The sequence below is a fragment of the Phytopseudomonas argentinensis genome (genome assembly GCF_900113905.1).
Taxonomy (GTDB): domain Bacteria; phylum Pseudomonadota; class Gammaproteobacteria; order Pseudomonadales; family Pseudomonadaceae; genus Aquipseudomonas; species Aquipseudomonas argentinensis.
This window is the reverse complement of the sequence record NZ_FORC01000001.1, coordinates 843,883-856,018: the sequence shown is the minus strand read 5'-3', so window position 1 is coordinate 856,018 and position 12,136 is coordinate 843,883. Positions and strand designations below refer to the sequence as shown.

The window sequence follows — 12,136 nt, the reverse complement described above, 5'->3', positions numbered from 1 at the left end:
GGGTCACTTGCGATGTGCGTGCTTGGGCAGTCTGACGATAAGGCTGTCGGAGTACAGGTCGTGCCAGCTACGCTTGCGCCTGTCGACCAGTATCCACGCAAAGCCCAGCCCCAGTGCCAGCCACGACACGCCCGCGATCACGAAGCGCAGCAGCGCTTGCCAGAGGCTGATCGCCGTGCCATCGGCATTCTGTACGCGTATGCCCCACACCTGCATGCCGAGCGTCTGGCCACCGTGGGTCCAGAACTTGGCGAAGAAACCGAACAGGCTGAACAGCAGCAGAGTGGAAAGCAGCGGGTCACCATCCAGGGCGCCGGCGTCGGACCATTGTCGCAGCTGCGCCTCGCCGTAGATGGCCATCTGGATCAGCTTGTAGATAAAGCCGACGACGATCAGCAGGGCAATGCACAGAAAACTGTCATACAGCGCCGCCGCCAGGCGTCGGCCCAGGCCGGCCGGGGGAAAGTCGCCTTGCGGGCGTAACGCGGATTTGGGCATGACAGGCTCGCGATGGGGGCGCATGGAGCGCGGATACTAAGTGACGGGCATAAAAAAACCCCTGACCTGGGTCAGGGGTTTTTTCAAGCAGCGGCTTATTCCTGGATTTGAACCTGGTCAGCCTGCATGCCTTTTTGACCTTGTACAGCAACGAAGCTAACTTTCTGGCCTTCTTTCAGGCTCTTGAAGCCGTTACCTTCGATAGCGCGGAAATGTACGAACAGATCCGGACCGCTTTCTGGAGTGATAAAACCAAAACCTTTCTCGTCGTTAAACCACTTGACGGTACCGTTCTGACGATTCGACATGTCTCTTTTCCTTGGAACTAGAGTTGATGACAGCCTCCATGTATAGAGGACTGAAGACTGGTTGCAAGGAGTGATGGAAGTCGAACGGGATGTAGCGGATCTTGAGCGATCTACTGCATCAGGTCACGATTCTCGGCGACCCATGCAAACACAGTGGCTGAACTCTACGCTAACTTTTGCGCAAATGCCAACCCTTCGGGCAGGCGAAAACCCACGTAAAGTTCGCGAGGCTTTTATACGAATTGCAGTTGGGTTTTTATAATGGCTGACACATGTGCAACGAGGCGATGCACGGCACTGTTTCAGTGCGAACTGTCACAAGCTGGCAACAGTAGAAGGATATATGGTGCCCCGGGGGAGACTCGAACTCCCACTTCTTTCGAAAACGGATTTTGAATCCGCCGCGTCTACCGGTTCCGCCACCGGGGCACAATGGCGGCGCAGTATAGGGAGCAAGCTGCCATTGGTCAATGCACTTGCGTGGTCAGCGTAGGCGAATTCCGGTAAGCTGCTCCGCCCTGCAGTACGACACCGTTACCCATCATGCGCGTTGCCGACTTTCATTTCGATCTGCCTGACGGGCAGATCGCCCGCCACCCCCTTGCCGAACGCCGGGCCAGCCGATTGCTGATCCTCGACGGTGCCAGTGGCGCGCTTGCCCATCGGCAGTTTGCCGACCTGCTCGAATACCTGCGCCCCGGTGATCTGATGGTGTTCAACAACACCCGGGTGATCCCGGCGCGGCTGTTCGGGCAGAAGACCACTGGCGGCAAGCTGGAGATCCTTGTCGAACGGGTGCTCGACGAGCACCGGGTGCTGGCTCACGTGCGGTCGAGCAAGTCGCCCAAGCCAGGCTCGTTGATCGATATCGATGGCGGTGCCCGGGCGCAGATGCTGGCGCGCCACGATGCGCTGTTCGAACTGCGCTTCGAGGAGGCGGTGCTGCCGTTGCTCGAGCGCGTCGGGCACATGCCGTTGCCTCCTTATATAGACAGGCCGGACGAAGCGGCCGACCGCGAGCGCTACCAGACCGTCTATGCGCAGAAGGCCGGTGCCGTCGCCGCCCCTACCGCAGGCCTGCACTTCGATGCCGAGCTGCTGGCGGCGTTGCGCGAGAAGGGTGTCGAGAGCGCCTTCGTGACCCTGCACGTCGGCGCCGGAACCTTCCAGCCGGTGCGTGTCGAGCGCATCGAGGATCACCACATGCACAGCGAGTGGCTGGAGGTCGGCCAGGACGTGGTCGACGCGGTGCAGGCGTGCCGCGCCCGTGGTGGCCGCGTGGTGGCAGTGGGGACCACCAGTGTGCGCTCCCTGGAAAGCGCCGCCCGCGACGGTGAGCTGAAGCCGTTCAGTGGCGATACCGACATCTTTATCTATCCAGGCCGGCCGTTCCATGTGGTCGATGCCCTGGTTACCAACTTCCACCTGCCGGAATCGACCCTGCTGATGCTGGTGTCCGCCTTCGCCGGCTATCCCGAAACCATGGCCGCCTACGCCCAGGCCGTGGCCGAGGGTTATCGCTTCTTCAGTTACGGTGATGCCATGTTCATTACCCGCAATCCCGCACCGCGCGGGCCCGAGGCCTCAGTATGACGCGCACCTGCCGCATGTCCTTCGAACTGCTCGCTACCGACGGCAAGGCCCGTCGCGGCCGCCTGACGTTCCCGCGTGGCGTGGTGGAAACCCCGGCGTTCATGCCGGTGGGCACCTATGGAACGGTCAAGGGCATGTTGCCGCGTGATATCGAGGCCATCGGCGCGCAGATCATTCTCGGCAATACCTTCCACCTGTGGCTGCGCCCGGGTACCGAGGTCATCAAGCGTCACGGCGATCTGCATGACTTCATGCAGTGGCAGGGGCCGATCCTCACCGACTCCGGCGGCTTCCAGGTGTTCAGCCTTGGGGCGATGCGCAAGATCAAGGAGGAGGGCGTGACCTTCGCCTCGCCGGTCGACGGCTCCAAGGTGTTCATGGGGCCGGAAGAGTCCATGCAGGTGCAGCGCGACCTGGGCTCGGACATCGTGATGATCTTCGACGAGTGCACGCCGTACCCGGCCGAGTTCGACGTGGCCAAGACCTCCATGGAGCTGTCGCTGCGCTGGGCCAAGCGTTCCAAGGTCGCCCATGGCGACAGCAGTGCGGCGCTGTTCGGCATCGTTCAGGGCGGCATGCACGAGTCGCTGCGCATGCGCTCGCTGAAAGGCCTGAGCGAACTGGAGTTCGACGGCCTGGCCATCGGTGGCCTTTCGGTGGGTGAGCCCAAGGAAGAGATGATCAAGGTGCTCGACTATCTGCCCGGGCAGATGCCGAGCGACAAGCCGCGCTACCTGATGGGCGTCGGCAAGCCGGAAGATCTGGTCGAGGGCGTGCGCCGTGGCGTGGACATGTTCGACTGCGTGATGCCGACGCGCAACGCGCGCAACGGCCACCTGTTCGTCGACACCGGAGTGCTGAAAATCCGTAACGCTTTCCACCGTCACGATGATTCGCCGCTGGATCCCACCTGCGACTGTTACACCTGCAAACACTTCTCGCGCGCCTATCTGCACCATTTGGATAAGTGCGGCGAAATGCTCGGCAGCATGTTGAATACAATCCACAACTTGCGCCATTACCAGCGCCTCATGGCTGGTTTGCGCGAGGCAATTCAACAGGGTACATTGGCCGCCTTTGTCGATGCCTTCTACGCTCGGCGCGGCCTGCCAACGCCGCCGCTGGACTGATTTTCGATGGCCAAAAGATCTTTCAACAGGAGTGTCAAATGAGCTTTTTTATTCCCGCTGCCTACGCTGATGCCGCTGGCCCTGCTGCCGGCCCAGCCGGTACCGGTTTCGAGTGGATCTTCCTGATCGGCTTCCTGGTCATCTTCTATCTGATGATCTGGCGCCCTCAGGCCAAGCGCGCCAAGGAGCACAAGAATCTGCTCGGCAATCTGCAGAAGGGTGACGAGGTGGTGACCAGCGGTGGCATCGCCGGCAAGGTTTCCAAGGTCAGCGACGACTTCGTGGTCATCGAGGTGTCCGATACCGTCGAACTGAAGATCCAGAAAGCAGCCATTGCGGCAACCCTGCCCAAGGGCACGCTGAAAGCCATCTGATAACGATTGAAAACTAGCTGCGTTGCCATCGCTGCGTTAGATACAGGCTCGGAATGCTCATTTACACCCGTAAAGTCGCTCGCGATTCCGATCGCTTCCTCGCCTGTCTCTCTGGGGCCGCCATTGGCCTTGCGATGGTTACCTCGCCTAGGTTTTTCGGTGGTCTGCTAAGTCTCTGTTCCAGTTTTATCCATCCCGCGGGGCGCAATGTGCGCCCCGCGTCATAAGCGGGCGGCGTCATTCATGCTCAACAAATACCCTTTGTGGAAGTACCTGCTGATCGCAGCTGTGCTGATCGTCAGTCTGATTTATTCCGCACCTAATCTTTACCCCGATGATCCGGCGATCCAGATCAGTGGGGCCAGTTCGGCGCAGACCATCGCGCAAGCCGATCTCGATCGCGTCAGCAAGGCGTTGAACGAGGCAGGCATCGAGGTCAAGGCGTCCAACGTTGGCGAGCAGGGCCGTAGCGGCCTGATTCGCCTGGTCAGCCAGGGCGACCAGCTGCCGGCCAAGGATGTCGTGCGCAAGGCGCTCGGCGACAGCTATGTAGTGGCCCTGAACCTCGCCCAGACCACACCTGAGTGGCTGCGCAAGCTTGGCGCCAGCCCGATGAAGCTCGGCCTCGACCTCTCCGGCGGTGTGCACTTCCTGCTTGAAGTCGACATGGACAAGGCCCTGGAGGTTCGTCGCCAGGTCTACGAGGGTGAGCTCAAGAGTCTGCTGCGCAAGGAGCGTGTGCGTTATCGCAGCATGCCGCAGCAGGGTGGAGCCATCCAGCTGGGCTTCGCTGACAGCGAAACCCTGGAGAAGGCCGAGCAGCTGATCCGCAAGGATTACAAGGATTTCGAGCTCAACGCTCAGGAGCGTGGTGGCCAGCAGGTGCTGCGCGTGACCATGACGCCGGCCAAGATCGCGGAAATTCGCGAGTACTCGATTCGCCAGAACCTGACCACCGTGCGTAACCGCGTCAACGAGCTGGGCGTGGCCGAGCCGCTGGTGCAGCGCCAGGGGGCCAACCGCATCGTGGTCGAGCTGCCGGGCGTGCAGGACACTGCCGAGGCCAAGCGTATTCTCGGTAAGACCGCCAACCTGGAGTTCCGCCTGGCGGCTGATCCGAATGCGCCACGTGGCACCACCGAGCAGTTCGGTTTCCGTGAGGAAGGCCGCCCGCCAGTGGAGCTCGAGCGTGAGCTGATCATCACCGGTGACCAGGTCACCGACGCCCAGGCCAGCTTCGACGAGAACGGCCGCCCGCAGGTCAATATCCGCCTCGATGGCCATGGCGGCGACCTGATGAACCGCGCCACCCGCAGCAATGTCGGGCGCAGCATGGCGGTGATTTTCATCGAGCAGCGCCCGCTGACCCGCTACGTGAAGCAGGTGGTCGATGGCGTCGAGCAGGAAGTGCAGGTCGATTCCTTCAAGGAAGAGAAGCAGATCATCAGCCTGGCGACCATCCAGTCGCCGCTGGGCAGTCAGTTCCGCATCACCGGCCTGAACGGCCAGGGTGAGTCCTCGGAACTGGCGCTGCTGTTGCGCGCCGGTGGTCTGGCTGCGCCGATGTACTTCGCTGAAGAGCGCACCATCGGCCCGAGCCTGGGTGCCGAGAACATCATCAAGGGTATCGAGTCCACCGAGTGGGCGATGATCTTCGTGTCGATCTTCATGATCTGCATCTACCGCTTCTTCGGCTTCCTGGCCACCATCGCCCTGGCGTTCAACCTGACCCTGCTGGTCGGCCTGATGTCGGTGATCGGTGCCACCCTGACCCTGCCGGGTATCGCCGGTATCGTGCTGACCCTGGGTATGGCGGTCGACGCCAACGTACTGATCTATTCGCGAATCCGCGAAGAGCTGAAGAACGGCCTGTCGGTGCAGCGCGCCATTCATGAAGGTTTCGACCGCGCCTACACCGCGATTCTCGACAGTAACCTGACCACCCTGTTGGTCGGTGCGATTCTGTTCGGGCTGGGTACCGGGCCGATCAAGGGCTTCGCCGTCACCATGTCGCTGGGCATCATCACCTCGATGTTCACGGCGATCATGTTCACCCGCGGCATGGTCAACCTGATCTTCGGTGGCCGTAACTTCAAGAAATTGTGGATTTGAGGTGAGGCTATGAATCTTCCATCGCGCATTCCGTTCATGACGATACGCAATATTGCGTTCGCCATTACCGTGGTTATCAGCCTTATCGGCTTGGGTAGCCTGTTCAAACATGGCCTCAACTACGGCCTGGACTTCACCGGCGGCACGCTGATCGAACTGACCTACGAGCAGCCGGCGGACCTCGAGCTGATCAAGCGTGAGCTGGGTCAGGCTGGTTATGCCGACGCCGTGGTGCAAAGCTTCGGTTCCACCACCGACGTGCTGGTGCGCCTGGCCGGTGACTCGCCTGACCTGGGCAATGAAGTCGCCGGCGCGCTGCGCAAGATCGATACCGAGACATCGTTCGAGGTCAAGCGTGTCGAATTCGTCGGCCCGCAGGTGGGCGAGGAGCTGCGTGACCAGGGTGGCCTGGCCATGCTGCTGGCGCTGGGCGGCATCCTGCTGTACCTGGCTTTCCGCTTCCAGTGGAAATTCGGGGTCGGCGCGGTCGGTTCCCTGGCCCACGACGTGATCGTGACCCTTGGCATCCTGGCGTTCTTCCAGGTGCCGTTCGACCTGACCGTGCTGGCTGCCGTGCTGGCCATGGTCGGTTACTCGCTCAACGACACCATCATCATCTACGACCGGATTCGCGAGAATTTCCGTGTGCTGCGCAAGGCCGACATCGTCGAGAACATCGATGTGTCGGTGACCCAGACGCTGCTGCGCACCATCGCCACGTCCATGTCCACGGCCATGGCGCTGGTCGCTCTGCTGGTATTCGGTGGCGACAGCCTGGGCGGCTTTGCGCTGACCCTCTTGATCGGTGTTGTGGTCGGTACCTACTCGTCGGTCTATATCAGTGCGCCGGTGCTGATCTGGCTGAAACTGACCTCCGAGGATCTGATCCCTCCAGCGACCACTGCAGAAGGTGTCGATGATCGTCCCTAGGGCGTGATGCGTTCACCATTTGCACTGCATAAAGGCGGGCGGCAAGGGAACTTGTCGCCCGTTTTGCATTTCCAAGGCTGGGAGTAAAGCGCATAGGCGCTGCAGTTGTGATCAGGAGAATCGCATGAACAAGTCATTGTTGGTTGGTGCTGTACTGGGTGCTGTCGGTGTGACTGCAGGTGGTGCTGTTGCAACCTACAGCATGGTGAGCGGACCCAAGTACGCCGAGGTTCTGGCGGTCAAGCCGGTCACCGAGACCATCAAGACACCGCGTGAGGAATGCCGGGACGTGGCCGTGACCCGCCAGCGTCCAGTGCAGGACCAACACCAGATCGCCGGTACCGCGATCGGCGCCGTGGTTGGTGGCCTGCTGGGCAACCAGGTAGGTGGCGGCAACGGCAAGAAGATCGCCACTGTCGCGGGCGCTGTGGGCGGCGGTTATGCCGGCAACAAGGTGCAGGAAGGCATGCAGTCGCGTGATACCTACACCACCACGGAAACACGCTGCAAGACCGTCACCGACAGCAGCGAGAAGATCGTTGGCTATGACGTGAAATACGATCTGGATGGCAAGGTAGGCCGTGTGCGCATGGACGAAGAGCCGGGCAGCAAGATCCCGGTTCGCGACGGCAAGCTGGTACTGGCCAACTCCGAGTCGGATGAGTAATCCACCCGGCGGGATGTAAAAAAGGCGCTCTCAGAGCGCCTTTTTCGTGGGCAATAAAAAACCGGCCTTGGGCCGGTTTTTTTGGCGCCGCAATTAGCGTTTGAGCGATGCCGAGAGGTGCGGCTGAATCGCGGTCAGCACGGCCTTGAAGCACTTTGTGTTGCCGGCGACGATCTGGCCCTTCTCGAGGAAATCGTGGCCGCCGCTGAAGTCGCTGACCAGGCCGCCCGCTTCCTGGATCAGCAGGGCGCCGGCTGCCATGTCCCACTCGGACAGGCCGAATTCCCAGAAGGCGTCGAAACGCCCGGCGGCCACATAGGCCAGGTCGAGGCTGGCAGCACCGGCGCGGCGGACGCCGGCGGTCTGGCCGACCAGGCTGCGGAACATGCCCAGGTAGTTCTCGAGGTTGTCCAGCTGGTCGTTGCGGAACGGGAAACCGGTGCCCAGCAGTGCGCCGTCCAGGCTCTTGCGGTTGCTCACGCGCAGGCGACGGCCATTGAGGGCGGCGCCACGGCCACGACTGGCGGTGAATTCTTCCTGGCGCACCGGATCGATGATCACCGCGTGCTCCAGGCGGCCGCGGTATTTGCAGGCCAGGCTGACGGCGAAATGCGGAACACCGCGCACGAAGTTGGTGGTGCCGTCGAGCGGATCGATGATCCACTGGTAGTCAGCGCCTTCGCCGCTGCCTTCGAGCAGGCCGCCTTCCTCGCCAAGGAAGCTGTGGGTCGGGTACGCCTTGCGCAGCGCCTGGACGATCATCAGCTCGGCGGAGCGGTCGATCTCGGTGACGTAATCCTTGGCGTCCTTTTCATCTACGGCGATGACGTCCAGGCGTTCGATTGAGCGGAAGATCATTTCACCGGCGCTACGGGCTGCGCGCAGCGCGATATTCAGCATGGGCTGCATGGAGGTTCACCTGGGGTCGTGATAAAGCCGGCCATTCTAGCAGAAAAGCCCGTCGCTTGAAGTGCCGTCGGTGTCTCGCATGGCACAAAGAGGGGGGCTTCTGTAAGATTTATCACCTTGTTTATCCGATGCGGGCGTCTACCTTGCTGCAGAACATTCGAGTGGTACTGGTCAATACCAGCCATCCCGGCAATATCGGCGGGGTGGCCAGGGCCATGAAAAACATGGGGCTGTCGCGACTGGTGCTGGTCGAACCGCGCCAGTTTCCCAGCGAGGAGGCGGTGGCTCGTGCCTCCGGCGCCACCGATATTCTCGATTCTGCCCAGGTGGTCTCCTGTCTCGAAGAGGCGCTGGCGGGTTGCAGCCTGGCGTTCGGTACCAGTGCGCGCGAGCGACGCATCCCCTGGCCGCTGATCGACCCGCGCGAGTGTGGCGTGGCCGCGGTACAAAAGGCTGACGAAGGCGCTGAGGTGGCGTTGGTGTTCGGCCGCGAGCACGCCGGCCTGACTAATGAAGAGCTGCAGCGTTGCCATTTCCATGTGCACATCCCGTCCGATCCGGCATTCAGTTCGCTGAATCTGGCCGCAGCCGTGCAGGTGCTGACCTACGAGGTGCGCATGGCGGCCTTGGCTGGTGAAAATGCGCCGGTCGCGCCTCGCCAGGATGCGATTGAGGAGGGCGATCAGCCGGTAACGGCTGACGAGATGGAATCCTTCTATGGCCATCTGGAGAAGTCGCTGGTGGAAATCGGCTTTCTCGACCCTGCCAGCCCGCGGCACCTGATGACTCGTCTGCGCCGCCTGTATGGCCGCAGTGAGGTGACGCGGCTGGAAATGAATATCTTGCGCGGCATCCTGACCGAAACACTCAAGGCTGCGCGCGGTGAGCACCATAAGCGGGGGAAGACTGATGTTTGAGCGCATGCGGGAAGATATCCAGGGCGTGTTTCATCGTGATCCGGCGGCGCGTAATGCGTTCGAGGTGGTGACCTGCTATCCGGGGCTGCATGCGATCTGGTTGCATCGCGCAGCCCATGCATTGTGGGGCTCGGGCTGGAAGTGGCTGGCGCGGGGCGTGTCGAACTTCAGTCGCTGGCTGACCGGTATCGAAATTCATCCCGGTGCGGTGATCGGCCGGCGTTTTTTCATCGATCACGGTATGGGTATCGTCATTGGTGAGACTGCCGAGATCGGCAACGACGTGACGCTCTACCAGGGCGTTACCCTGGGCGGCACCAGCTGGAACAAGGGCAAGCGCCACCCGACGCTCGAGGATGGTGTGGTGGTGGGTGCCGGCGCCAAGGTGCTCGGCCCGTTCACCGTGGGCGCAGGTGCCAAGATCGGTTCCAACGCGGTGGTCACCAAGGCTGTACCGGCTGGGGCGACCGCGGTCGGCATTCCGGCCAAGATCATCGTCAAGGGGGGCGACGGGCTCGAAGCGCAGCGCCAGGCGATCGCCGACAAGCTGGGCTTCGACGCCTATGGTGTCAGCCAGGACATGCCCGACCCGGTGGCCCGGGCGATCGGCCAGTTGCTCGATCACCTGCATGCTGTCGATAGCCGGCTGGAAGGTATCTGTGGAGCGCTGGGCAAACTGGGCAGCGATTATTGCGCCAAGGACATGCCGGCGTTGCGTGACGAGGATTTCGCCGGCGTCTGCAAGGAGCCTGGCAACAAGCCGGCTGCCTGATGCGATGCGGGTGTGGCTTTGCTATGATCCGCGGCCAGTTTTGCCGGGAAGCGTCCCTAAACCCGAGTGTTTTGGTTGGTCTTATAGTTGACTTAAATACTCGGAAAAGGGGATAATCGCTTCACATTGTGAATCCTTGGTAACCCTTCATGCGACTGACTACCAAAGGCCGCTACGCCGTGACTGCCATGCTCGATCTGGCGCTGCATGCGCAGAACGGCCCGGTATCCCTCGCCGACATCTCCGAGCGTCAGGGCATTTCCCTTTCCTATCTCGAGCAGCTGTTCGCCAAGCTCCGTCGCGGCAGCCTGGTATCCAGCGTTCGCGGTCCGGGGGGCGGTTATCAGCTGTCGCGCAACATGCAGGGTATCCAGGTCGCTGAAGTGATCGACGCGGTCAACGAATCCGTCGATGCCACCCGTTGCCAAGGGCAGGGTGGTTGTCATTCCGGCGATATCTGCCTGACCCACCACCTGTGGTGCGACCTGAGTCAGCAGATACACGAGTTTCTCAGCGGCATCAGCCTGGCCGACCTGGTCACGCGCCGCGAAGTGCAGGAAGTCGCCCAGCGCCAGGATCAGCGTCGCTGCAGCAGCAATGGCAGGGCGCACCAGCTGGATAAGATTGAAGCGTCCACCGTCGATTGAGTACGCAAGGCGCCGGCCTGATACCTGATTAGGAGATACCGAAATGAAATTGCCGATCTACATGGATTACTCCGCGACAACGCCGGTCGACCCGCGCGTTGCGCAGAAAATGATCGAATGCCTGACCAACGAAGGTAACTTCGGCAACCCCGCATCGCGCTCCCACGTCTTTGGCTGGAAGGCCGAGGAAGCGGTGGAGAACGCTCGCCGCCAGGTTGCCGAGCTGGTCAATGCCGACCCGCGCGAGATCGTCTGGACCTCCGGTGCCACCGAGTCCGACAACCTCGCCATCAAGGGCGTGGCCAGCTTCTATGCCAGCAAGGGCAAGCACCTGATCACCTCGAAGATCGAGCACAAGGCGGTGCTCGATACCATGCGCCAGCTCGAGCGTGAAGGCTTCGAAGTGACCTACATCGAGCCTGGCGAAGATGGCCTGATCACCCCGGCCATGGTCGAAGCGGCGCTGCGCGAGGACACCATTCTGGTGTCGATCATGCACGTCAACAACGAGATCGGCACCGTCAACGACATCGCCGCGATCGGCGAGTTGCTGCGCGCGCGTGGCGTGTTCTTCCACGTCGATGCCGCCCAGTCGACCGGCAAGGTCGAGATTGACCTGCAGAAGCTCAAGGTCGACCTGATGGCCTTTTCGGCGCACAAGACCTACGGCCCCAAAGGGGTTGGCGCACTCTATGTACGCCGCAAGCCACGTATTCGCCTGGAAGCGCAGACCCACGGTGGCGGCCACGAGCGCGGCATGCGTTCCGGCACCCTGGCGACCCACCAGTGCGTCGGCATGGGCGAGGCCTTCCGTATCGCCAAGGAAGAAATGGCCGCCGAAAACGCCAAGGTGCTGGCCCTGCGTGACCGTTTCTTCAGCAAGGTAGATGGGCTGGAAGAGCTGTACGTCAATGGCAGCATGACCGCCCGTGTACCGCACAACCTGAACCTGAGCTTCAACTACGTGGAAGGCGAGTCGCTGATCATGGCCCTCAAGGACTTGGCGGTATCGTCCGGTTCGGCCTGTACGTCTGCGTCCCTGGAGCCTTCCTACGTGCTGCGTGCCCTGGGCCGCAACGACGAACTGGCACACAGCTCGATTCGCTTCACCTTCGGCCGCTTCACCACCGAAGAAGAAGTCGACTACGCCGCGGAGAAAGTACGCGAAGCAGTCACCAAGCTGCGCGAACTGTCGCCGCTCTGGGATATGTTCAAAGAAGGTGTCGACATTTCCAAGGTGGAATGGGCAGCACACTAAAAGCTGCCAGCGAGCGGCGCC

At 61.5% G+C, this 12,136-nt stretch carries 13 protein-coding genes and 1 tRNA gene; 10 read left to right on the top strand and 4 right to left on the bottom strand.

Features of this window, described 5'->3' with window-relative positions; translation table 11 throughout:
* Positions 1–3: 3 nt before the first annotated feature.
* The 3 genes from BM154_RS03900 to BM154_RS03890 form a co-directional block, all read right to left on the bottom strand.
* Positions 4–498 (bottom strand): RDD family protein, encoded by a 495-nt coding sequence (locus BM154_RS03900; RefSeq protein ID WP_074881071.1) that lies wholly within the window; start codon positions 496–498, stop codon positions 4–6.
* 95 nt (positions 499–593) lie between these two features.
* Positions 594–806: a cold-shock protein gene (locus BM154_RS03895; RefSeq protein WP_003284681.1), complete on the bottom strand. Its 213-nt coding sequence runs from the start codon at positions 804–806 to the stop codon at positions 594–596.
* A gap of 344 nt (positions 807–1,150) precedes the next feature.
* Positions 1,151–1,235: transfer RNA gene (locus BM154_RS03890), tRNA-Leu, on the bottom strand.
* A gap of 114 nt (positions 1,236–1,349) precedes the next feature.
* Between BM154_RS03890 and queA the strand changes: the two genes are divergently transcribed.
* The 6 genes from queA to BM154_RS03860 all read left to right on the top strand — a co-directional run bounded on the left by queA (position 1,350) and on the right by BM154_RS03860 (position 7,612).
* Positions 1,350–2,399 (top strand): tRNA preQ1(34) S-adenosylmethionine ribosyltransferase-isomerase QueA, encoded by a 1,050-nt coding sequence (gene queA, locus BM154_RS03885; RefSeq protein WP_074881070.1) that lies wholly within the window; start codon positions 1,350–1,352, stop codon positions 2,397–2,399.
* 14 nt (positions 2,400–2,413) lie between these two features.
* Positions 2,414–3,529 (top strand): tRNA guanosine(34) transglycosylase Tgt, encoded by a 1,116-nt coding sequence (gene tgt / locus BM154_RS03880; RefSeq protein ID WP_208609420.1) that lies wholly within the window; start codon positions 2,414–2,416, stop codon positions 3,527–3,529.
* A 38-nt stretch (positions 3,530–3,567) separates the two neighbouring features.
* A complete protein-coding gene (yajC, locus tag BM154_RS03875; protein ID WP_074881068.1) occupies positions 3,568–3,903 on the top strand; it encodes a preprotein translocase subunit YajC in 336 nt (111 codons plus the stop codon).
* A 243-nt stretch (positions 3,904–4,146) separates the two neighbouring features.
* A complete protein-coding gene (gene secD / locus BM154_RS03870; RefSeq protein WP_074881067.1) occupies positions 4,147–6,015 on the top strand; it encodes a protein translocase subunit SecD in 1,869 nt (622 codons plus the stop codon).
* Positions 6,016–6,024: 9 nt separating this feature from the next.
* Complete coding sequence (gene secF, locus BM154_RS03865) at positions 6,025–6,945, top strand: protein translocase subunit SecF (protein ID WP_074881066.1); 921 nt, start codon at positions 6,025–6,027, stop codon at positions 6,943–6,945.
* A 124-nt stretch (positions 6,946–7,069) separates the two neighbouring features.
* Complete coding sequence (locus BM154_RS03860; RefSeq protein WP_074881065.1) at positions 7,070–7,612, top strand: glycine zipper 2TM domain-containing protein; 543 nt, start codon at positions 7,070–7,072, stop codon at positions 7,610–7,612.
* Between the two features lie 93 nt (positions 7,613–7,705).
* Here the strand turns inward: BM154_RS03860 and suhB are convergent, their stop codons facing one another.
* Entirely contained in the window at positions 7,706–8,521 is an 816-nt protein-coding gene (suhB, locus tag BM154_RS03855; RefSeq protein ID WP_074881064.1) for a type III secretion system regulator SuhB, read from the bottom strand.
* A 128-nt stretch (positions 8,522–8,649) separates the two neighbouring features.
* Here suhB and trmJ point away from each other — a divergent pair, with 128 nt between their 5' ends.
* The 4 genes from trmJ (at position 8,650) to BM154_RS03835 (ending at position 12,115) form a co-directional block, all read left to right on the top strand.
* Positions 8,650–9,438, top strand: coding sequence for a tRNA (cytosine(32)/uridine(32)-2'-O)-methyltransferase TrmJ (gene trmJ / locus BM154_RS03850; protein WP_074881063.1), 789 nt, complete (start codon positions 8,650–8,652; stop codon positions 9,436–9,438).
* On the top strand, positions 9,431–10,210 hold the full coding sequence (gene cysE, locus BM154_RS03845) for a serine O-acetyltransferase (RefSeq protein ID WP_074881062.1): 780 nt from the start codon (positions 9,431–9,433) through the stop codon (positions 10,208–10,210). The genes trmJ and cysE overlap by 8 nt, the downstream gene beginning before the upstream one ends.
* Positions 10,211–10,359: 149 nt before the next feature.
* Positions 10,360–10,857, top strand: coding sequence for a Fe-S cluster assembly transcriptional regulator IscR (gene iscR, locus BM154_RS03840; protein WP_074881061.1), 498 nt, complete (start codon positions 10,360–10,362; stop codon positions 10,855–10,857).
* Between the two features lie 43 nt (positions 10,858–10,900).
* A complete protein-coding gene (locus tag BM154_RS03835) occupies positions 10,901–12,115 on the top strand; it encodes an IscS subfamily cysteine desulfurase (protein ID WP_074881060.1) in 1,215 nt (404 codons plus the stop codon).
* Positions 12,116–12,136 lie beyond the last annotated feature (21 nt).

Excerpts from the sequence above, each read along its gene's own strand:
- suhB (WP_074881064.1), bottom strand. The coding sequence starts at position 8,521 with ATGCAGCCCATGCTGAATATCGCGCTGCGCGCAGCCCGTAGCGCCGGT.
- secD (WP_074881067.1), top strand. The coding sequence starts at position 4,147 with ATGCTCAACAAATACCCTTTGTGGAAGTACCTGCTGATCGCAGCTGTG.
- cysE (WP_074881062.1), top strand. The coding sequence starts at position 9,431 with ATGTTTGAGCGCATGCGGGAAGATATCCAGGGCGTGTTTCATCGTGAT.
- BM154_RS03900 (WP_074881071.1), bottom strand. The coding sequence starts at position 498 with ATGCCCAAATCCGCGTTACGCCCGCAAGGCGACTTTCCCCCGGCCGGC.
- queA (WP_074881070.1), top strand. The coding sequence starts at position 1,350 with ATGCGCGTTGCCGACTTTCATTTCGATCTGCCTGACGGGCAGATCGCC.
- BM154_RS03860 (WP_074881065.1), top strand. The coding sequence starts at position 7,070 with ATGAACAAGTCATTGTTGGTTGGTGCTGTACTGGGTGCTGTCGGTGTG.
- trmJ (WP_074881063.1), top strand. The coding sequence starts at position 8,650 with ATGCGGGCGTCTACCTTGCTGCAGAACATTCGAGTGGTACTGGTCAAT.
- yajC (WP_074881068.1), top strand. The coding sequence starts at position 3,568 with ATGAGCTTTTTTATTCCCGCTGCCTACGCTGATGCCGCTGGCCCTGCT.
- tgt (WP_208609420.1), top strand. The coding sequence starts at position 2,414 with ATGTCCTTCGAACTGCTCGCTACCGACGGCAAGGCCCGTCGCGGCCGC.
- BM154_RS03835 (WP_074881060.1), top strand. The coding sequence starts at position 10,901 with ATGAAATTGCCGATCTACATGGATTACTCCGCGACAACGCCGGTCGAC.
- BM154_RS03895 (WP_003284681.1), bottom strand. The coding sequence starts at position 806 with ATGTCGAATCGTCAGAACGGTACCGTCAAGTGGTTTAACGACGAGAAA.
- iscR (WP_074881061.1), top strand. The coding sequence starts at position 10,360 with ATGCGACTGACTACCAAAGGCCGCTACGCCGTGACTGCCATGCTCGAT.
- secF (WP_074881066.1), top strand. The coding sequence starts at position 6,025 with ATGAATCTTCCATCGCGCATTCCGTTCATGACGATACGCAATATTGCG.